Consider the following 20,382-nt stretch of genomic DNA (forward strand, 5'->3'; position numbering starts at 1 on the left):
GTAGGTGAGGCTTCTTGAAAGAAGGCAGATCCGGTCTTTCCCTCAGCCGCAGTCGGCAACCAGGTTTGCAGCGGCAATGCCGGCGACTGCGCAGGCTTCGTCATTGTCGGACGTGTCGCCGGTAATGCCGACAGCGCCAAGGGTTTCGCCTTCGTCGTTCTTCACCAGAACGCCGCCGGGCACCGGTACGATGGCCCCGCCGGAAACGCCGTTCAGAGCGTTGACGAAATGCGGACGGGACTCTGCATTGGCGTTCAGCCATCTGGTGCCGGTGCCGACAGCGAGTGCACCTATCGCTTTGCCCGTGGCGATCTGCGGACGCATGATCGAGGATCCGTCCTGCCGCTTGAGCAGGATGGCATGACCACCCGCATCGAGGACAGCAACGGTAAGCGGTTTCAGATTCAGCTCGGCTGCTTTTTCAAAAGCGGCAGAAATGATGGTCTCTGCCGTTGATAATGTCAGTTTGCGCATTTTCCCACTTCTCCTTAAGGTGCTGACCGCGATACCGATTTGCTAACAGAACATGGCATTGGCGAATAGGCGGCTTTCCCGAGAAGCTATTGCTGCGATTCGGAAAGAAAGACACTTCGGCCAGGAGGAATTCAGTGAAGCGTGATTTTCAGGCCCCGGGCCGGTCCCCGGTTTTTGCACGCGAAGCAGCGGCTGCGACCTCTCATCCGCTGGCAACGAGCGCGGCTCTGGAAGTGCTTCAGGCAGGTGGCAATGCGGTTGATGCCGCGATCGCGGCAGTTGCCGTTCAATGTGTTGTCGAACCGCATATGACCGGTATCGGCGGCGACTGTTTTGCCATTGTCATGGAGCCGGATGGACGCCTGACGGGTTTCAATGGCTCAGGTGCAGCCCCGCGGGCCGCGACACCGCAAAAGCTTGCAGAGCTTGGCGTCAAGGACATCACCGACACGTCGCCCCATGCCGTGACCGTACCCGGTGCCATTCGGGCCTGGGAAACGCTGCTGAAGGCGCATGGCACCAAGAGTTTCAAATCCCTGTTCAAACGGGCAATTCAATATGCCCGCGACGGATTTCCGGTTGCCCCGCGTGTCGCGCGTGACTGGGCCGGGGATGTCGACAAGCTGCGCGCCGACGAGGTTTCGGCCGCGCGCTACCTGATCAAGGGTGAAGCACCCAAAACCGGCACGGTTCTGAAATATCCGCGTCTGGCAGACACTCTCGCGGCAATTGCCGAGGGCGGGGCGGATGCCTTCTATTCTGGCCCGGTTGCCGACGACATCGTGAGCGCGCTGCAGTCGCGCGGCGGGCTGATGACCCAGGACGATCTGGCCGCCTGCCACACGACAGCGGTGTCACCGGTGTTGAGGGACTACAAGGGTCACACGGTGGCCGAATTGCCGCCAAACGGGCAGGGGATCGTTGCCCTGATCATGCTCGGTATTCTGGAACAGTTCGACCTGGAAAGCCTTGATCCGCTCGGTCCGGAACGTTTCCACCTGGAAATGGAAGCCGCGCGTCTGGCCTATGGCGTCCGGGAGCAGTTCATCACCGACCCGGGCTATATGGATGTCTGCCATACACGGTTGATCGGCGCGGATTATATCGACCAGCTTGCCCGGCAGGTGTCGCTGACCAAGCGGATGGACTCGGTCCCGGCAAGTGCGCTGGCTCCGCAGACGGATACGGTCTACCTGACGATCGTCGACAGGGACGGACTTGCGGTTTCCTTCATCAATTCCCTGTTCAGCGGGTTCGGCAGCGGCATTGTCGCTCCGGAAACCGGTGTGCTGCTGCATTGCCGTGGCAGTTCGTTCCGGGCCGAGCCGGGACATGCCAATTCCATCGACGGCGGCAAGCGGCCGATGCATACGATCATCCCGGCGATGGTGCTGAAAGAAGGGGCGCCGTTCCTGTCCTTCGGCGTGATGGGTGGCCACTACCAGGCCTGCGGCCATGCACACGTGCTGACCAACATCATCGACTATGGCATGGATGTTCAGGCCGCCATCGACTTCCCGCGCATGTTCTTCGACATCGCCAGCCACGAACTGCAGGCGGAACGACTGGTGCCACCGTCCACGCTCGACGGCCTTCGCGCGCTGGGCCATTCCGTCGTTCCGGCGTCCGGCCCGATCGGCGGGTCCCAGGCCATCATGATCGACAAGGCCCGGCACTTGCTGACCGCAGGCTCCGATCCACGCAAGGACGGGCATGCCGGAGGCTACTGACCCGGCTTCGACAGGCTACCTGACCGCGTCAATTTGAACCTTGTGATCGCCGCCTCACGGGTGTTTGGTGCGGTTGGACGCGCCGATAATCATATGAGGTTTTCAATATGCCCGGATTTTCGAGGCGGGAGATCCTGCTTGGCGGCGCCGGGGCGCTGACGGCGTTTGCGGCCGGTGGACTTGGTGCCAGGCAGGCACTGGCCGCTGAGCACAGCCTGACCCTTTCGAGGCTCAATCATTCCGTGCTGCCGGAAACGGTCACGGCTGACATGATGAGCTTCAGCCCCAGTGGTCCGCCGCCGGTGCTGCGGTTCCGCAAGGGACAGACCACCACGATCGACGTGAAGAACGCGCTCGATGAAGCGTCGGTGGTGCATTGGCACGGCCTCAGGATCGCCAACAACATGGATGGCGTACCCTATCTGACGCAATATCCGATCGAGGCGGGAAACGCGTTCCGCTACGAGTTCACGCCGCCTGACGCCGGCACCTTCTGGTACCACCCGCATTGCAACACGCTGGAACAGATCGCCCGGGGAATGACCGGGGTGATCGTGGTGGAAGACGAGGAAGATGCCGGCTTCGACAGCGACCTGCCACTGAATATTCGTGATTTCCGGCTTGGGGGCGACGGCCAGTTCATTGCCTTCTACAAGCCTCGCAATGCCGCGCGAGGCGGTACGCTCGGAACCGTTTCGACAGTCAACTGGCAACCACAGCCCGTTTATGAACTTGCCGCGGGCTCTCTCGTGCGTCTGCGTCTGGCTGTCACCGATCTCACAAGGGTCGGCAGATATACAGTTTCCGGTGCCGAGGCACTGGTGATCGCAATCGACAGCAACCCGTTGCCGCAGCCGGTGGCGATGGACGAAATCGTGCTTGCGCCCGGCCAGCGGGCTGATGTTGCCCTGCGTGTGCCGGACAGTGAAGACGAGGTTCCCACGCTTGTTCTGAAAAAGCCGAATGGCGACAAGGTGCTGGCGACGTTCCAGCCCAAGGGCGCGTCAGCCGGCAGGGACCTGCGAGAACTGAAGCCACTCAAGCCGAACCCTGTGCCACAGGCAGACCTTGCCAATGCCGAGGTTCTGGATTTCGTGTTCGGCTGGTCTCCGGGCGGGGATGCGCCGCAGGCCAGCATCTGTGGTTCGCTCGGCTATACCTTCTGGTCGATCAACCGGGTGGCCTGGGGCGGGGATGTGCCCGGGCCGTTCGATCCGCTGGCGACCATGCGGCACGGCAAGTCCTACATCCTGCGCTTCCGAAACGAATCACCGAACGATCATCCGATCCATCTGCACGGCATGTCGTTCCAGTTGCTGCGGTCGAACAAGCGCAAGCTGCCGCCGCTGGTGACGGATACCGCGCTGCTTCTGGAAGAAGAAACCATGGAAGTGGCCCTGGTTGCCGATAATCCGGGCGACTGGGCATTCCATTGTCATGTGATCGAACACCAGAAAACCGGCCTGGCCGGTTTCCTGCGTGTAGAAGCCTGAGCGTTTTCCGACAGGTCAGGCAGACAGGGAGATCGTGTAGGAGCGTTCGTCGCCGTCTTCGGCGGCGGATGCATATTGCGCGACATGCTGCCGGCGCTCCAGCCAGGTCTGCTCGTCAAACGAGTCTCCGGCCAGAAGCTGGGTGGCATATTCGGCATGGGCGCCGTAATAGGCGTCACGCTGAGAAGCCTGTGCGGCGAGATGTGCGGGGACGGCATCCAGAGCGCCAAACTGACCATTTGAGGTCGAACCGAAGCCGGTTCTTTCAGTCGGAGCGGTTACCGGCTTCTGCCGGATGCGCATGGGATGGATGGCCGATACGGGTCTTACTTGCATTTCAGTCTCCGGGGTGGGCCAGTCCGTGGCCAGTCTTTCGGAGGTCCGGGGAGTCCGGATCTGTTTTTCAATATAGGGTCTCTGACAACAGAAAAATGTGACGCGCGTCACACTTTGACGGGTGAAGGGTTTGCCCGCTGCTGTGTAGAGATAACGGTTGTCAGCAGAATTTGTTCCCGGTGCCGTCATTTGCCGCGGTGCTTCTGTCTCCAGCCTCTGCAGTCCGGCTGATACGTCCCCTCCAAGATCCTCACCTGAAGCATGTTCGGGCGAACCAAAAAAAGACCCGGAGCAATGCCCCGGGTTGAAGGTCTCCAGTGGTACTTCTGGAACTTTAAAACAGGTTGGCCTAGCGCTCGGTCTTGAGCAGTCGGCCGGCAGGGCGCTGGCGTGGCAGGGCAGCAGTTGCCCGATAGGAGTTCACGCCGGTGAGAGGCTCAGTTTGCCTGCGGAACCTTGTCTGGGGCTCTCCATCTCGCGTCGCGATCAGATGGGCGAGAAAAATAGAGTTCGGGCGGTAGCGTGCGCTGAACGCAATCTGCTCGCGCTCAAGCTCCGGTTCCACGGGAACGGGGAGATACGTGTCAAAGGTCGCCTGCCGCTCGGACTCCGTCTCTCCCACGGAGGGACGCTTCCGCCTCACATTGGCACGACCTGCAGAAGAAACCGGGTTAACTCGCACGATTTAACGCCTCATTGTTTCAGAATGGCACGCCCAAGGCTGCCTCACCTGAAACGTCGCAATCACCGTGCCACGTTAACCTCTTGTTAACTTTTTGTCCGCAGAAAACCGCCGATCCGCATTAACAATCGTTAATGCAGTGGCGCAAAACCGGACACTTTTCAGTGGGAAGCGGGGATAGCGGTGGTAACCGGAACCGGCCCGTTGCAGGCAGGGGCAAGTCCTGACGGCAAAGGGAATCAGGTTTGACCTGCGGGGGGAGGACTCAGGCTGAACGGTGTTCCGACAGTTCTGGCAGCCGAACCGCGAGTGGTAGAGCGAAGTCCTCGGCGGTCAGTTTTTCGCTCCTCAGAAGATGCTGCAGGCTCACGGCAACCGACATGGCATCGTCGAGAGCGTCGTGTTGCCGCCCGTCCGGTGTCTTCAGGTCAAAATACTCCGCCAGGCGTCCGCTCGTCATTTTGCCCATATCCTCAACGGGGGTGCCCGCATTCAAGATCAGGCCGATGGCGTTGCCGAAGCGGTGGGCGGGGATAGGTGGTGTCAGGCCTTCGATATAGGAACTGATCGCCAGAAGGGTGAGTTCGTCCTTGCCCCAGGACCAGAAATTCGCCCCCTCTGCGAAGGCTGCGAGCCTTTCCAATGCGTCGGAGTGGGCAATGCCTTCGCGGTCGATGTCCGCCTGGGTTATGCCGGTCAGTTCGGTGAAGAAAGGATCTACCGTCGGGTGCCTGCCGAACCTGTCCCTCGGTTTGATCAGGACATTGAAGGTATCGAGAATGTCATAACCGCTCCCGAGCGAGAGTTTCACCGCTCCAATCTGGGCGACATTCGGATCCGGATCCAGCGGGCCGCACCATTGCCGGCTCATGGCGCCGGGCGCGGTCAGATATTCGCAGTCGTAAATGATCACGTGATGCATGAAAAAGAGATCCGTCCGATCAAAAGAAGGAAAAAGCGAGGGCGGCCAGAAACAGAAGAACGGTTGAATAGAATGTCAGGGCAAAGCCGAAGGCCCTGGCGGCAGCGCCTTTTTCATAACCGTTCCAGAACAGAGCGCGTCCGCACCAGAACAGCAGAGCAGCAGCAGGCAAAGCGCCGAGATACCCGGCCGGGGCAAGTGCTGCGAATGCGATGTAGGCAAGGGCGGCCAGCGTGGTCTGTTCCAGCGTGTTCTGGAGCACGGCCTGCAACACCCTGGCCTTTTCGGTGCCAGAGGTCAGTCCGCTGCCGTCGATATCCTCCGGTGTGAAAAAGCGATGCCGCGCCAGAAGGCCTATCGACAAAAGCAGCCAGAAAGCGCCGGCCAGCAGACACTGGGCGGCGAGCGTAAGGCGGGCTTGCGGCGAGCCGTCCGGCAGCCAGTCCTGCGGATACTGAACGGCGCCGAAGCCGAGCCCGGTGGCCGCGACGATTACCGCCGCGATCATGCCCTTCATCACACCATGTTGTTTCACTGTCAGGGGCAACCTGCTGCCTCGCGTTTGCTGGCGGAACCGACACGGGAACAGGATCACACCGGGCTTCAAAAGAAAAGTGTTGGCAGGCCCAGGTGCAGGCAGACTGGCGCGACCGGGAGGCCGCGCCAGTGCAAGAGATCGTCTTTGAGCCCGTCAGTCCGGTGCCTTGCCGGTCCAGGCGCTGCGGTCGATGTCGAGATCCGCGAAGTTGTCAGGGTTCAGCACCGGTCGGGCGACACCTTCCCGAAGCTGGCTCTTGAAGTCGTCCAGGATCCGCTTGGCTGTCGGGAACAGCATCATCAGAGCGAGTAGGTTGACGACCGCCAGGACGCCCATCAGCGGATCGGAGAAGAAGAACACCGAGGTTGCATTCGGTGCCGTCGCCCCCAGGAACACGACGCCCATCACGGCGACCCTGAGAACGTGCAGGGCCATGGTGCTGGATGTCATCGAACTGAGGGCGTTTTCGCCGAGGTAGTAGTTGTAGATGATGGAGCTGAACGCGAAGAGCAGCACTGCGCCGGTCAGGAAATAGCTCGTCCAGCCACCGAGGTGGGAGGCAAGCGATTGCTGGGTCAGGACGACGCCGTCAACGCCTTCTGCACCCGGCGCATAGACATCGCCGAGCAGGATGATCAGCGCCGTACAGGTGCAGATGATCATCGTGTCGATGAAGACCGAAAAGGACTGGGTGATGCCCTGGCTGATCGGGTGGCGGACTTCCGCCGTGGCGGCAACGTTGGGAGCCGAGCCGAGGCCGGCCTCGTTGGAGAACAGCCCGCGGCGCAGGCCTTGCGCAAGGGCTGCGCCCATGCCGCCGCCGACCACTTCTTCCAGCCCGAAAGCGTTGAGAACGATGGAATAGATGACGCCGGGCACCTCGGTGATGTTGAGAAGGATGATCACCAGCGCCATGCCTATATAGCCGACGGCCATGATCGGCACGATGACATCCGCTGCCTTTGCAATTCGGTGGATGCCGCCAAAGACGATCAGGCCGGTCACCACGGTCAGGCCAATGCCCGTCCACAGCCGACCGATGCCGAGGCTTTCTTCCGCGGCGCCCGCCACGGTGTTGCCCTGGAAGGCGTTGAAGCCGAAGGCGAAGGAGGCCATGAGGCAGAGTGCATAAAGCACCGCAAGCCAGCGGTAATCGGCGCCAAGACCATGGATGATGGTGCGGGCAGGTCCGCCACGATAGGTGCCGTCACCCGTGGAGCGCTTGTAGAGCTGGGCGAGCGAACACTCGATCAGGCTGGTTGCCATGCCGACAAGGGCAACGGCCCACATCCAGAAGACCGCACCGGGTCCACCGAGCGTGATCGCCACGGCGACACCGGCGATGTTGCCGCCGCCAACCCGGCCGCCGACAGACAGAAGCAGGGCTTCGCGGGCAGAGATGGCGTTGGGATCACCCGACTGGTTCTTGGAAGACAATACGCGGAACATACGCAGGAAGAAGCGTAGCTGAACGAAACCGGTAACGACCGTGAAGAAGATGCCAATGACGACGAGAAACGGGATGAGTGCCCACCCCCAGGTCAGGTCGCCGATTAGGGCGAAGAACGCCTCGACAAGCTGCATGGATCCAACCCTCCTTGTTTTCCGCAAGGCTGACGAAGGGTCAGCCTCATCGGAACCGGAAGGGTAGGCTTCAATTTCCGGGGTTTGCAATAAAAAAGAGAGGTGCTTGAAAATGCAGCTTTGAATTGCCGGGTTGATAGGCAGCCACCAGGCAATAAAAAACGCGGCTCGAATGAACCGCGTTTTTCAAATCGGATCGGGAAGCCTGCCTTAAGCGGCCAGAGCGCCCTGAGCCTGATCAACCAGGGCCTTGAAGGCATCCGGCTGGTTGATGGCGAGGTCGGACAGAACCTTGCGGTCGACTTCGATGCCGGCCTTGTTCAGACCGTCGATGAAGCGGCCATAGGTCATGCCGTGCTGGCGGGTTGCCGCATTAATGCGCTGGATCCAGAGCGAACGGAAGTTGCGCTTCTTGGCCTTGCGGTCGCGATAAGCGTACTGGCCGGCTTTCTCGACGGCCTGCTTGGCAACGCGGATGGTATTCTTGCGGCGGCCGTAATAGCCTTTTGCTGCCTTGATTACTTTTTTGTGGCGAGCGTGGGCGGTAACGCCCCGTTTGACGCGTGACATTTAGGTGATCTCCTTCGGGGCTGGCTTTATGCGTAGGGCAGGAACTGCTTCACGATCTTTGCATCCTGGTCGCTCAGCGTGGTGGTGCCACGGGCGTTGCGGATGAACTTGTTCGTGCGCTTGATCATGCCATGACGCTTGCCGGCCTGCGCGGTCTTCACCTTGCCGGTCGCGGTCACTTTAAAGCGCTTCTTGGCGCCGGACTTCGTTTTCAGCTTGGGCATTTTGCATCCTTTCCTTGGTGCATCCGTTCAGAACGGATACTCTTTTGTTGGTGCATTCAGAGCCGACACGGCATGCCCTCGGTTGTCGAAAACGGTCTGCGCAAGAACACAGAAAACCAGTCCACGACGAGCCGGACGACTCTGGACCGGGCGCTTATATGGGAGCTTTCCTTGGAATGCAACCGGTTTGCGCGCCTTTTTTGGCGGTTTCGGCCAGATCTGCGGCACGGTCCTCCGCGGCAAAAGCAGTGGCCGCGGAGACCGGTGTGCGCCAGCAAGGCCGATCAGGCAGCCAGATCGCATTCCTGCCGGGCGGCCAGAAGGCTGGCAGAGACCTTTTCAGGATCGGCGACGGTGCCTTGCACGGCAATGAAGCGGATATCCTCAACGCCCAGGAACGACAACAGGAACTTGAGGTAAGGCTGCACGAAGTTGGCCGCGGCAAAGGGCTGGCCGTCAAGATAGCCTTCGGCCCCATAGGCGGAAATCACCACCGCGCGCCGGGTTTTTGCAAGTCCCTGAAAGCTGTTGCCGTCAAACGAAAATGTGTGCCCGACACGAACGATCTGGTCGATCCAGGCCTTGAGAGCCGCGGGAACTGCGAAATTGTAGATCGGCGCAGCAATCAGCAGGGTGTCGGCTTCCTGAAGTTCGGCGATCAATTTGTCGGAAAGGGCTGTCGCTTCTTTCAGGTCTTCGGTCATGGAGGCGGGCTCGGTATAGAAACCTTCGATGGTCTTCTGGCCGATGATCGGGATGGAGCCATCGGCAACATTTCGCGTGATGACGCGGCAGTCGGGATGTTTGCGGCGGTAGCTTGCCTCGAAATGATCGGCAATGGCGGTGGAGTGCGAGCCGGTCTGGCGGGAACTGGAATTGATGCGCAGAAGCAGTGTCATGCGGGTATCTCCTGGTTGGATGATGCCCGGAGGTTATTTCTGCGCGTGTGGAGGAAAAACACTGTGGCTTGCAGGATATTCGTGCTTATTCTGCATGAATGGATCTGCAAGCCCTCAAGACAATCCTGCTCGTCCGCGACCTTGGCAGCCTGGCAGCTGCCGCGCGGGCGCTGGATCTCGATGCCTCGAATGTGTCCCGGACGGTTTCTGCAATCGAGCGGGAGCTTGGTCAGAGGCTTTTCCAGCGCAGCACGCGCAAGCTGTCGCTGACGGAGGCGGGCGAAGCCTATCTCCAGCGGGTTGCGCCGCTTGTGGAGGAGATCGAGGCGGCGAACGAGGACATTGCCGCCAGAAGCCAGCAGCCACGGGGAACCTTGCGCATGACGGCGTCGGTTGCCTTCGTGCTGGAAGGAATCGTCCCGCTTCTGCCGGTGTTTCACGACCGGTACCCGGATATCTCGGTCGAGCTTTTTCCCTCCGACAGCAATCTCGATCTTCTGGCCGAAGGACTGGACCTTGCTATCCGCCTGGCTGCGGCGCCGAAAGGCGATCTCATTTCCACAAAGCTGCTGCAAACCCATTACCGGGTGGTGGCCTCGCAAGACTATCTTGAAAGGGAAGGGCATCCGGAAGCGCCGGGTGACCTGTCTGCCCGAAATTGCCTGTGTTTTGCATTGCCGGATTTTCGCAATGCCTGGCGCTTCAGGCTTGGGGATGACGCGCCCTTCGATGTGGAAGTGTCGGGCAGAACGACAATTTCAAGCGCGCTTGCGCTACGCGAAGCAGCCAGGCTTGGCCTTGGTCCGGCATTGCTGGCCGACTGGCTGATTGCGAGCGACCTGAAGGACGGCAGGCTGGTCGATCTCTTTCCCGACCACACGTGTGCTCCGGCGAACTTCGAAACCGCCGCATGGATCCTTTATCCGAGCAGGGCCTATCTGCCGCTCAAGGTGCGGGTGATGATCGATTTTCTGAAGACAGAGTTCGGACGTTCCGGGAATTGATTATGCGTCAGAGGATCTGTTCTTTTGAGATAATCTATCCAATTTATTGAAATGAAGAAGGTTTTTTACCTCAAAGAATATTTATGAATTCAAATATTCATGATTTTTGATCGTGTTCCTGAATTTATAAACTGATGTATACGATTAAGTTTATTCATTTCTGGCAATTTCACTTAGAAAGGCGCCATATTCAATCTTTACGTGTTATTTAGTGTAAAACTTTGTCCCATAATACATTTCTTTCTTGAGAATCATGTCGTGAATATGTTGTTTTGAGGCTACGGAACAATAATTCGGACAACCTTGGATATGAATCCCAACATATGCCACGATCGAAAGATTGTTTTTGTACACAATCCCAAGGTAGCTGGTACGAGCCTGAGAGATTGGCTTGGCTTTGACGAAGTCTGGAATCACGGATTCCCGACGACAAATACGCCTGTAGAATGCTGGAATGACTACAAGGTTATTGTTGCTATACGAGATCCGATCGACCGGGCCTTGTCCGGGTACAGGTTCATGACCCGGGAAAAATATGTCGGAAGCTTCCGCAGCCGGTATCCTGACCTGCCAACCTGGGACCCGCTGACCTTCTTCCGGAAAATGTTCAACGAACAGATCTTCGTGGTGCCGCCGCAGTTCAAGTACACGATGCACATGCATTCGAACAAGGCGCCGGACTATCTGATCCGGTTCGAGAACATGGATCTTTCCCAGCTCGCGCAGGATCTCGATATCCAGAAGCCGTTGCCACGGGAAAACGCGAACCCGCAAACTGAAGTGGTCGATATTGCGGAAGATCTCTATGTGGCCCTGATCGACCACTACAAGGTCGATTACCTGCTTTTTGGCTACAGGCCGGTGCCTTATCGCGACTTCATGCGCTCACAGGAAATAGCTGCGGCTGCCTGAAGATCTGCATTCATTTCCGTGACGAAATTCGCCCGGGCAGACGCATTGTCCACCCGGGCAAGGAATTGTCTCAGGCATTCACGTCGACGACGACACGGCCCTTGACCTGGCCTTTCAGGATGTCGGCGCCAAGCGCCGGCAGGTCTTCAAGGGTTGCCGGGTGGATCATCGCTTCCAGCTTGTCCATCGGCAGGTCTTTCGCCAGCCGTTCCCAGGCTTTCAGGCGGCCGTCATAAGGCTTCATGACGCTGTCGATGCCCAGCAGGTTGACGCCGCGCAGCAGGAACGGGATGACGGTTGCCGGCAGATTGGCGCCGCCTGCAAGGCCGACGGCTGCAACAGATGCGCCGTATTTCATCTGGCCGAGAACACGTGCAAGCATCGGACCGCCGACAGCATCGATACAGGCCGCCCAGGTTTCGCTTTCGAGGGGTCGCTTGACCGTTTCGGCAACGTCATCGCGTGGCACCACGCGGGCGGCGCCAAGAGACTTCAGGTAATCCCAGGTGCTCTCGCGTCCGGTGACGGCGGCAACCTCGTAGCCGAGATTGGCCAGAATGGCGGTTGCAACGGAGCCGACGCCGCCAGCGGCACCGGTGACCAGCACCGGCCCGTTTTCCGGCTTCAACCCGTGCTCCTCAAGCGCCATGACCGCAAGCATGGCCGTGAAGCCGGCTGTGCCGATCGCCATGGCGTTGCGCGTGGTCAGACCTTCCGGCAATGGGACGAGCCACTCGCCCTTTACCCGTGCCTTCTGGGCGTAGCCGCCCCACCACGCTTCGCCGACGCGCCAGCCGGTCAGTACCACCTTGTCGCCCGGTTTGTACCAGTCGTCGGAGCTTTCCTCGACGGTTCCGGCAAAGTCGATGCCGGGCACATGCGGATAGTTTCGAACCAGTCCCCCTCCCGGGCCAAGGCACAGGCCGTCCTTGTAGTTGAGCGTGGAGTATTCCACGGCAACGGTGACATCGGCTTCCGGCAACCGGCTCACGTCGATGTTCTCAATCGAGGCGTGGGTTTTGCCGTCTTCGTCCTTGTCGACAATCAGTGCCTTGAAGGTCATGAGCTGTTCCCTTTTCTCTTCGGTTTCAGGCGGCGGCTTCCGCCGCCGGGCCGGACCAGTCGATCTGGCAGATTTCAGCACTTCTGCCGTCAAAATCCCAGACCCTGCCGTAAGCGCGCACGCGGCCTTGCGTGGCGGTGGCGACCGTGATGTCCGAACCCATCCAGTATTCGGTGTTCTTGACGACGATATCCTCGTCCGGATTGGCGCCGCGCACAGGCTCCACCTCGCCCTTGATCGCCTTGCCGACGATCAGGCGGCGTTTCTTGCCTTCGTTGGTGTAGGAGACAGGAGCGCGTTCGGCGCCCAGAAACTCGCTGACCAGAACCCGGAACAGGCCGGTGGTGCCCTTGGCCTGGCCGGAGAAGATCTTGATCAATCCGTCATAGGCCGCTTCGCTGGCGCGCTCGTCGATATAGGCGGCGGCCTTCCAGTTGCCGCGGGCCATCAGGCCCGGAATTTCCAGGACGAGGCCGACATTGAGGCCGGAGAGGTCCTCGCCCTCATAGTGGCCTTCGTCAATGCGCACACCCGCCCAGGCCTGGCAGTAACCCTCTGTGGGTGGGTGCTTGCCGAGCGATACCACGCAGGGGCAGAAGACGGTGCAATTGCAGTTGAGGATCAGTTCTCCTCTGATGGCCCAGCCGGACATGATTTTCTCCCTATATGGTTATTGGTAATAACGGCAGAACCAGAACGACCAGTCCGGCCAGAATGAGGAAAACGCCGACCGGCACGGTAAGTTTCGCGCCGATGTCGGGAAGTTTTTCCAGTGTCATCAGCACCATGGCGCCCCCCATGAAGGCGAGATTCATGGTGCCGGCGACAAACGCGAGCAGCATCAAGGCCCAGCAGCAGCCAAGGCAGACGGCGCCAAGTCTGAGGCCAAGCATCAGCCCGCCCCGGGCCCCCGGCTGCCAATGACTGAAGAAAAAGGTCAACGGGTTCCGGCAAGAGCTGAGGCAGGTCTGCTTGAGGCGGCTGAACTGATAAGCCCCCGCCACCAGCAACAGGGCCGCGTTCAACGGGTTGGAAACGGATTTGCCGAATGGATCGAGCAGGCTTTGTTCCGCCAGCCAGACCTGAAGAGAACCGGCCAGAAGTGAAAATCCGAGCCAGACAGCAAGATACCCACCCACAAGCGCGGCCAGCGGCAAGATGCCTGCGGCGGCAGTCTGTGTCAGCTGCGCATAGGTGCGAAAAGCGGGAAAGGCTGTTGGTGCCATCATCGCCAGGGCCATCAGGGCCCACATGAGGACGGCGACCCCGAAGCCGGCATTGGCGGCTGTTGCCGAGCACAGGGACAGGAATGCCTCCAGCGGCTGCCCCATGGGTAGCCCGGTAAGCTGCCAGTCCGTGGTTTCCCTCAGGCCGCCTGCCTGCATGGAGAACAGGATGGCCCAGGCAGCCAGAATGGCGGCATAAAAGGTCAGCCAGAACGCTCTGTGGCCAGGCATGAGCCGCGCAACGGTGTCCACCCGATCCTCCCGATAAATTTTCGCCTAGGCTGCGGGGGCAGTCTCTAAAAGTCAAACATTTAATTGTCAGACATTTAAACAATTTGTTTGACCGTGTCGGGTCGTCTCTTTAGGTTTGCCGGGGTTCAGGCGAAAATTCGGAGGTTCTTTTGGCGATTGAATTCAACACGATTCAAAAAGAGGGCCTTTCGGTCCAGATCGCCAATGCCATCCGCAATGCCATTCTCGAAGGCCGCCTTGCCGGTGAGGAGCGCCTGCCGAGCGAAGCCGATCTGGCGGAGCGCTTCGGTGTGTCGCGGTCGACTGTTCGCGAGGCCTTGAAACGGCTAGCCGCCCAGAACCTTATCCGCAGCGAGCGGGGTTCTTCCGGTGGGGCTTTCGTCAATCGCATGACCTGGGCCGAAGCTCAGGACAACCTGATGACGACCACGCGGCTCCTGATCGGCATGAACGACATTCCGCTGGAAGACGCCATCGAGGCCCGCTTTGCGCTGGAAGCTGCCGCGCTGCCCCTGGCGGTGGAAAAACGCACCGACGACCAGCTGGCCGAACTTGCACGCGAAATTTCCCGGCAGAGAAACCGTGACACAAGCGACGAGGACTTTTGCGCGTCGGACGTCGCCTTTCATTCGGCCGTGGCGCGGGCAACTGACAACCCGATCCTGGTTTTCCAGTTGTCGGCCGCCTTCGAGGCGATGCAGCCACTCATGAACATGCTGGTCTACCGCCTGCGCGACCGCGAACGGATCGCCGATCTGCATCAGGCTTTGGCCGATGCGCTGGCCGCGCGCGACAGCACCGCTGCCGCACAACATCTTGATGCCTTGTCGGCCTATACGCGGGAACTGGCGGCGCAAAGGCGCAAGCCGCGCAGCGCATAACGCCCCTTTTCAGGGATCTCTGTCCTTGTCCATGCGAAGCTGGAAGGCGATTTCCCTCGCGCCCAAGCCTGAAAGCCTAGTTATGTCAGAGACTTGCCGAATAAGTAACTCTACGGCATTGTTCAATCTCATCCTAAAGTCTAATATATACGAAAGTCGAAGTTCGAATCGTGGCGAATTTGCCTCCCACGTCTGCCGAGACGGTCACCGGATGCGCCATCTGTTTGAAAAGGTCGGCTTTTGTACGCTCGGTCACCCCTGGCCGGGCGTACAGGTCTGAACAGAGCTTGCGCCTGCGCGGCAGGAGCGCTCTTCACCATAGGGAGCAGTTCCATGAAATTCTGGAGCATCGCCGTCGTCGCCATGATCCTCGCCGGTGTCGCCGCCACCAAGGCCGCCAACCCCAGCCATGCCCTGACCGACGGCTCCGTCGCCACCGGCATCCCGGTCACGACGCTGCACACGCCAGTCACGCCGTAAGGCAACCGACAAACGTCCGGCGCAGGCGCCCTTTGCCTGCGCGCTCAGACTTGTTTTTTGAAACCTGCTTCGGCTGCATCCCCTGTGCGCAGCTTTTTATCCGGCCTTGAGCGAGCGTTGTTCGGCCGTGTCACATTTGCCAGCCTGCAATCCCGCCATTGTCATGAAAAAGTCAGGCCATGCCTGCTTTCAGAATGGAACGATTGCCCTCAGGTAACCGCCATTGCTCCGGCTCACGCTTCCGAAACTACCGGTGTACGCGAGCTTGAAGGAAGTGCCGGAGGCCTTCTGCAGTTCGAGTGCGGCGGAAAGGTTCATGACCGTAGTATCGAGTTTGGTCGTGGTTACGAAACTAGGAACACCCGAAGGGGCTTCAGTGAAGCGTGAATGGATGCGGTAGTCATTGTTGGAAAAGAAGCTGACACCCGTCTTCATAGAGCCATTTATCCTGTAACCGGGGCTTTCATGTAACGTGCCCATGACACCAACAGCGGGTGTTGCTGTCAGAATCCAGTCGTTGCTCCCAGATATGGTGAGGTTGGCGGATCCGGCTCCCGTTTCCCGAACATCGCCGAAGCCTACCCGGGTCGCAGCGACGTCGACCATCGGCACGACGCGGAATGTACCGGTATCGAACGCATAGGACAGCCGGGAGACGATCCCGGCAAACGAGATGGTCTGATCACTGCTGGCGGTACCAAAGCCGAGACCGACCTGGCGATCGGTGTCGTATTGCGCCAGGCCGCCATAGCCACCCAGACTTGCCTCCAGCGCGCCCCAGGTCTTTTCAAACTTCGCGCCGATTGTGTAGCGCATGCCGTCGGATGTGCCTGAATTGTTGGTGGAAAGCTCGCTGGTTTCTACCGTGCCGGCGACACCGACCCGCATGCCGTCGCCGAGTGGCACCTCGAGGCCGCCGGAAAAGCCGTAACTCGTCTCTCCGCCGCCGATCGTTAACGTGGTTTGGCGGATATCGACCCTATGGCCCTGGACCCGGCCCCAAAGACAATAGTCGTCGGCGGCTGCAACAGCGACGCCATCGAGCCGGGAAGGGCATGACAACAGGGATTCACGGAAATTGTGAAGGCTGCCAATCGCCGCCCCGACCTGAACCAGATAATGTTCGCCGTGCAGCCGGTCCAAGGCTTTCTGGTAGGCCTCGATGCTCTCGATCTTCATCAGTTCCAACTGCAGGTCGTGCATGGCGCCGCCGCCGTCAGAGTAGATTGCGTTCATGTTGGCGCCAACATTGCGCTCGTTTTGGGTCCTGAGCTGCGATGTGCCGTCGGGAGCAACGGGTGTGAAGTCGATATACTGGTTGCCGATGGCCACGTCCGTCGCATTGGGAAAGACAAGCGTGTAGTCCACCACAACGGTGTCTCTGGCGGTCAACCCGTTGTTGGTGACACCGCCTGCCGCGGACAGGATGGTCAGGGTCTTGGTCGGGTCGACCAGGTTCAGCGGATTAACCTTCACATTGCCTGAGAGCGTCGCCGTTCCGGAAATGTTGATCCGGTCGACCTTCGAGGCTTCCGAGTTCATGTCTACGGAAAAGGTCCCGCTGCTGGTCTGGACGAAATTGCCGGTCAGTGCCGTTGTCTGGATCGCTCCGGTGCCGCCGGGTGAGAGGTCGCCCTCATTGGTCAGCGTGTTGCCGGCGCCAAGATTGACGGTCGAAGCACTCTTGAAGAGGCCACCTGATCTGTTGTCGAAGGAATTGGTGCCACCGCCCAGGTCGACGTCGCCGGTGACCGTTCCATAGTTGACAACAGTGTCGTCGCTGACAGGCGTATTCACCGTCGTGTTGATTGCTTTGTCGCCGCCGCTGAGAGCTCCGGTCCCGGTGATGGTGATCGTGTTGAGGCCGGCCACGCCCAGGCCGACGCCATTCCGTCCGCCATAGACCGAACCGGTAATGGTGATGTCGGCGCTTGTGCTTGCGCCGAGTACATAGATACCGTCGTTATTTGTTCCGAAGACGTCATGTGCAGTGACGGAGGTGGTTCCCGTGCCGTCGTTTTGGGCCCTGATGCCGTTGGTGGCTCCGGAGATTCGGCCGGTCGAGGTTACGGTCAGGTCCGTGCCGGTAAAACTGTTGAGGGCATAGATACCCTCGGTGGTGCCTCCGGTGGCGTTCACCGCGCTGATCGTTGCGGAACCGGTTCCCATGTTCCTGGCGGCAATACCGCTCCTGGTGCCGCTCACGGTACCCGAGCTGGTGATGGTAAGGCCCGTACCATGGGCCTCCGCATTGATGCCGTTGGCCGTGTTTTCTGCGTGATCACCGTCGAAACCTTCAACGTCATAGGTCGTGATCCTGAGCGCGCCGGTGCCGAAGTTTCTGGCATAGAGACCTGATGAGGCACCGGAAACCGCACCTGTTGCAGTGATCGTCAGGTCCCCAGCGGAATTGAAGTTCTTGGCCAGAATGCCGGAATTCTTCACCCCAGCAGCAGTGGTGACCGTGAGAGTTGTATTTCCGGTGCCGTCGTTGCGGGCGTAGACGCCTCTTTCCTCGCCAGTAACGGGACCATTCGCGGTGATCGTAATATCCGTCCCGCTGGTCGAATTTCGAACGTATATGCCGTCCTTTGCCCCGCCCGTCACCGTTGCGGTGGTCACTGTCACCACGCCGCTGCCTTCGTTCTTGGCGAATACTCCGTATCGTCCGCCCGACACTCCACCGGTGGCGGTGATCCACATGTTGGTGCCAGTGCTCTCAATCAGGCCATAGATGCCATCGTTTTTGCTGCCCCGGACATCTGCGGCGGTAATGGAGAGGCTGCCGCTCCCTCGGTTCGTCGCAGTAATACCGTTGTTTTCAGCAGTGACGGCTCCCGTGGCGGTGATGGACAGGTCCGTGCCAAACGCGTTGTCAGCGAAGATGCCATCGACTTCGCTGCCGCCGCTTGCCACAACATCGACAGTTTCGATTGTCAGGGATCCAGAACCGTAATTGCGAGCAACGACTCCTGCTCTTGTGTCGTGCCCTGAGCCGGTACCTGTGACGGTAACTGTGCCTGTCGCACGCACGCTGAGGTCTGTCCCTTCGTTCCATGCCAAAATGCCACTTCCCGACCCGCCGGTAACGTCGGCGGTTGTGACGGTCAGTCGGCCAGTGCCGTCGTTTCGTGCATTTATGCCGTTCTTTTTGCCGGAGACCGTACCGGTCGTCGTGATCGTCAAGTCGCGGCCAGCCGTTGTACGGTTGCGCGCATAAATGCCGTCTTTTGTCGCGCTGGTGACGCTGGCTGCGGTGACGGTGATCGACCCGCTCGACCCTGACTCGTTGAGAGCATTGATGCCGTAGCCTTTCACGGCACTGACGTCCCCGGTGACATTGATGGTCACCGCCCCCCTGATTGCGCCATCGTCACCTGTCGACCTGACATCGATGGCGTTTTCTTCGCCCTGGATGAGGCCTCCGGTCGTATTGATGAAGCTGAGGGCGCCGTTTCCGGTCACGGTGATGGCGTTACCGGTGCCGCCGGTTGTGTCGATGGAGGCACCTGAAGCCATGGTGACGTCGGCATTGTCTGCGTTGATGGTTTGCGTGGTCCTCAGCGTGCCCGAGCACAGATAGGTGCCACCGCCTAGTGCGCTGCAGGCGGCATAGGCCTGGCGCCCCGCATAGCCGAAGACGACAGGGACAGCGAGCGCCGAGGTCAGCATAAGCTGTCTTTGTACTGTGGACTTGGGGAAGGAACGCATGCAACGGGTCTTTCCGGTGACTGCCGACCTTTGCCGGTCAACAAATCGCGAGTAATCGAAACAGGACAAAACGAATTACTGCTATTCTTGCTCCCGGATTGGTTAATGCTTTGATTCGACATCTTCAAAAACAGATGCCTTCAGACAAAAACTGTGCTGCGAAAAGAGCATGATAGATGGTTAATGCTATGCCTGTGGCGAGCTCGGCCCGAATGGAAGCGGGATGCTGATGCCGACTGAAGACAGGAACCTGCCGGTCGGTATTCGCGAGACCCGGGCTGATGAACCAACAGGCGTCACCTATTCGATGTCAGGCGGCCTCGTTGGGCTTCTCGCCTCGCTCAAGATCTCGGTTGCCTTTTCGTCCTACCAATCCGGCAAGTTCTATCTGCTTGGCCGCAATCCGGAAGGTGGACTGATGGTCAACGAGCAGTTCTTCAGCAAAGCCATGGGAATTCATGTCAGCGGCGGAACCATTCACCTGGCCACGTTGTCGGAAATCGTGCGGCTGGAAAACGTGCTTGAACCGAACCAGCGGATCAACGACACATTCGATGCCTGCTTCGTGCCGCGCGCTGCTCATGTCACCGGTGCCCTCGATGCACATGATCTGGGCATCGACCGTGACGGACGCATCCTGTTCGTAAATACGAGGTTCAACTGTCTGTCGACAATATCCGAGCGACACAGCTTCAGGCCGGTCTGGACGCCGCCCTTCGTAAGCCGGATCGTCGACGAAGACCGCTGCCATCTGAACGGTATGGCGATGAGGGACGGGAGGCCGGTCTTTGTCACGGCGGTGAGCCGGTCCGACACGATTGACGGCTGGCGAGACCGGCGCGCCGACGGCGGCGTTGTGGTGGAGGTGGAAACCGGCCGGATCGTTTGCCAGGGGCTTTCCATGCCGCATTCCCCACGCTGGTACCGCGGCCGGTTGTGGCTCCTGAATTCAGGCACCGGTGAACTCGGGTCAATAGTCCCCGCTGACGGCGACAGCGAGGGACGGTTCGAACCGCTCACCTTCTGCCCCGGTTTCCTGCGCGGCCTATCCTTCCACGGTCGTTATGCGTTCGTGGGGCTCTCCAAACCACGTTACCAGCGTTTCGAGGGCCTGGCGCTCGATGAACGGCTGAGGGTTGCCGATTCAGAGCCCTGGTGCGGTGTTCAGGTCATCGACCTCGACACCGGCGCCTGTGTGGAATGGTTCCGTATCGACGGTGCCGTCGCCGAGCTCTATGACATCGACGTCCTCCCCGGTGTCACTTGCCCCATGTCACTTGGGTTCGGAAGCGAGGAATTGATGAACCTTGTTACCGTCGATGTCGAAGACAAGGAGAGGCCAGTCAGCCCTTAGCTGAACTTTCGCATCAGAGCGCGATCGGTTGGGGGATGCAGCACAAG

Annotated in this window: 20 protein-coding genes; 7 read left to right on the plus strand and 13 right to left on the minus strand. The window is 59.6% G+C overall.

Features of this window, described 5'->3' with window-relative positions:
• Positions 1-42: 42 nt before the first annotated feature.
• The gene (locus HCG46_RS21575) at positions 43-474 is read right to left on the minus strand and encodes a heme-binding protein (protein WP_168687338.1); all 432 of its coding nucleotides are present in this window, start codon (positions 472-474) and stop codon (positions 43-45) included.
• A gap of 134 nt (positions 475-608) precedes the next feature.
• Here HCG46_RS21575 and ggt point away from each other — a divergent pair, with 134 nt between their 5' ends.
• On the plus strand, positions 609-2,204 hold the full coding sequence (ggt, locus tag HCG46_RS21580; protein ID WP_023002602.1) for a gamma-glutamyltransferase: 1,596 nt from the start codon (positions 609-611) through the stop codon (positions 2,202-2,204).
• Positions 2,205-2,311: 107 nt separating this feature from the next.
• Positions 2,312-3,697, plus strand: coding sequence for a multicopper oxidase family protein (locus tag HCG46_RS21585; protein ID WP_168687339.1), 1,386 nt, complete (start codon positions 2,312-2,314; stop codon positions 3,695-3,697).
• A 15-nt stretch (positions 3,698-3,712) separates the two neighbouring features.
• Here the strand turns inward: HCG46_RS21585 and HCG46_RS21590 are convergent, their stop codons facing one another.
• From HCG46_RS21590 to HCG46_RS21625, 8 genes are all read right to left on the minus strand, one after another.
• Positions 3,713-4,033: a hypothetical protein gene (locus tag HCG46_RS21590; protein WP_139314091.1), complete on the minus strand. Its 321-nt coding sequence runs from the start codon at positions 4,031-4,033 to the stop codon at positions 3,713-3,715.
• A gap of 349 nt (positions 4,034-4,382) precedes the next feature.
• Positions 4,383-4,655 (minus strand): hypothetical protein, encoded by a 273-nt coding sequence (locus tag HCG46_RS21595; protein ID WP_031270062.1) that lies wholly within the window; start codon positions 4,653-4,655, stop codon positions 4,383-4,385.
• Between the two features lie 325 nt (positions 4,656-4,980).
• Entirely contained in the window at positions 4,981-5,637 is a 657-nt protein-coding gene (locus HCG46_RS21600) for a 3'-5' exonuclease (RefSeq protein WP_168687340.1), read from the minus strand.
• 19 nt (positions 5,638-5,656) lie between these two features.
• Positions 5,657-6,172 carry an MAPEG family protein gene (locus HCG46_RS21605; protein WP_209009573.1) on the minus strand — a complete coding sequence of 172 codons (516 nt, stop codon included), beginning with the start codon at positions 6,170-6,172 and terminating at the stop codon, positions 5,657-5,659.
• A 156-nt stretch (positions 6,173-6,328) separates the two neighbouring features.
• Positions 6,329-7,759 carry an alanine/glycine:cation symporter family protein gene (locus HCG46_RS21610; RefSeq protein ID WP_168687341.1) on the minus strand — a complete coding sequence of 477 codons (1,431 nt, stop codon included), beginning with the start codon at positions 7,757-7,759 and terminating at the stop codon, positions 6,329-6,331.
• Positions 7,760-7,969: 210 nt separating this feature from the next.
• Positions 7,970-8,329: a 50S ribosomal protein L20 gene (gene rplT, locus HCG46_RS21615; RefSeq protein WP_023002609.1), complete on the minus strand. Its 360-nt coding sequence runs from the start codon at positions 8,327-8,329 to the stop codon at positions 7,970-7,972.
• A 26-nt stretch (positions 8,330-8,355) separates the two neighbouring features.
• Positions 8,356-8,553 carry a 50S ribosomal protein L35 gene (rpmI, locus tag HCG46_RS21620; RefSeq protein ID WP_023002610.1) on the minus strand — a complete coding sequence of 66 codons (198 nt, stop codon included), beginning with the start codon at positions 8,551-8,553 and terminating at the stop codon, positions 8,356-8,358.
• Between the two features lie 284 nt (positions 8,554-8,837).
• Complete coding sequence (locus HCG46_RS21625) at positions 8,838-9,452, minus strand: NAD(P)H-dependent oxidoreductase (protein WP_055660082.1); 615 nt, start codon at positions 9,450-9,452, stop codon at positions 8,838-8,840.
• Positions 9,453-9,550: 98 nt separating this feature from the next.
• Here HCG46_RS21625 and HCG46_RS21630 point away from each other — a divergent pair, with 98 nt between their 5' ends.
• Both HCG46_RS21630 and HCG46_RS21635 read left to right on the plus strand, forming a co-directional pair.
• The gene (locus HCG46_RS21630) at positions 9,551-10,456 is read left to right on the plus strand and encodes a LysR family transcriptional regulator (RefSeq protein WP_075282215.1); all 906 of its coding nucleotides are present in this window, start codon (positions 9,551-9,553) and stop codon (positions 10,454-10,456) included.
• A 519-nt stretch (positions 10,457-10,975) separates the two neighbouring features.
• On the plus strand, positions 10,976-11,368 hold the full coding sequence (locus tag HCG46_RS21635) for a hypothetical protein (protein ID WP_152505124.1): 393 nt from the start codon (positions 10,976-10,978) through the stop codon (positions 11,366-11,368).
• Positions 11,369-11,438: 70 nt separating this feature from the next.
• Here the strand turns inward: HCG46_RS21635 and acuI are convergent, their stop codons facing one another.
• From acuI to HCG46_RS21650, 3 genes are read right to left on the minus strand one after another with little or no spacing between them, the layout of a single operon-like run.
• Entirely contained in the window at positions 11,439-12,431 is a 993-nt protein-coding gene (gene acuI / locus HCG46_RS21640; RefSeq protein WP_168687342.1) for an acryloyl-CoA reductase, read from the minus strand.
• Between the two features lie 25 nt (positions 12,432-12,456).
• On the minus strand, positions 12,457-13,083 hold the full coding sequence (locus HCG46_RS21645; RefSeq protein ID WP_023002616.1) for a DUF1326 domain-containing protein: 627 nt from the start codon (positions 13,081-13,083) through the stop codon (positions 12,457-12,459).
• A 10-nt stretch (positions 13,084-13,093) separates the two neighbouring features.
• Positions 13,094-13,909 carry a DUF2182 domain-containing protein gene (locus HCG46_RS21650; protein ID WP_209009574.1) on the minus strand — a complete coding sequence of 272 codons (816 nt, stop codon included), beginning with the start codon at positions 13,907-13,909 and terminating at the stop codon, positions 13,094-13,096.
• A gap of 149 nt (positions 13,910-14,058) precedes the next feature.
• Here HCG46_RS21650 and HCG46_RS21655 point away from each other — a divergent pair, with 149 nt between their 5' ends.
• Together HCG46_RS21655 and HCG46_RS21660 are read left to right on the plus strand one after the other, a co-directional pair.
• Complete coding sequence (locus HCG46_RS21655; protein WP_168687343.1) at positions 14,059-14,790, plus strand: FCD domain-containing protein; 732 nt, start codon at positions 14,059-14,061, stop codon at positions 14,788-14,790.
• A gap of 333 nt (positions 14,791-15,123) precedes the next feature.
• Positions 15,124-15,270: a hypothetical protein gene (locus HCG46_RS21660; RefSeq protein ID WP_023002620.1), complete on the plus strand. Its 147-nt coding sequence runs from the start codon at positions 15,124-15,126 to the stop codon at positions 15,268-15,270.
• Positions 15,271-15,459: 189 nt separating this feature from the next.
• On the opposite strand, the gene HCG46_RS21665 is transcribed toward HCG46_RS21660, so the two are convergent.
• Positions 15,460-18,981, minus strand: coding sequence for an autotransporter outer membrane beta-barrel domain-containing protein (locus HCG46_RS21665; protein WP_168687344.1), 3,522 nt, complete (start codon positions 18,979-18,981; stop codon positions 15,460-15,462).
• A gap of 223 nt (positions 18,982-19,204) precedes the next feature.
• Here HCG46_RS21665 and HCG46_RS21670 point away from each other — a divergent pair, with 223 nt between their 5' ends.
• Complete coding sequence (locus tag HCG46_RS21670) at positions 19,205-20,335, plus strand: TIGR03032 family protein (RefSeq protein ID WP_209009575.1); 1,131 nt, start codon at positions 19,205-19,207, stop codon at positions 20,333-20,335.
• The last annotated feature ends 47 nt before the right edge of the window (positions 20,336-20,382 follow it).

Origin of the sequence: Labrenzia sp. PO1, from assembly GCF_012273635.1 — a bacterium.
Classification (GTDB): Bacteria; Pseudomonadota; Alphaproteobacteria; order Rhizobiales; family Stappiaceae; genus Roseibium; species Roseibium algicola.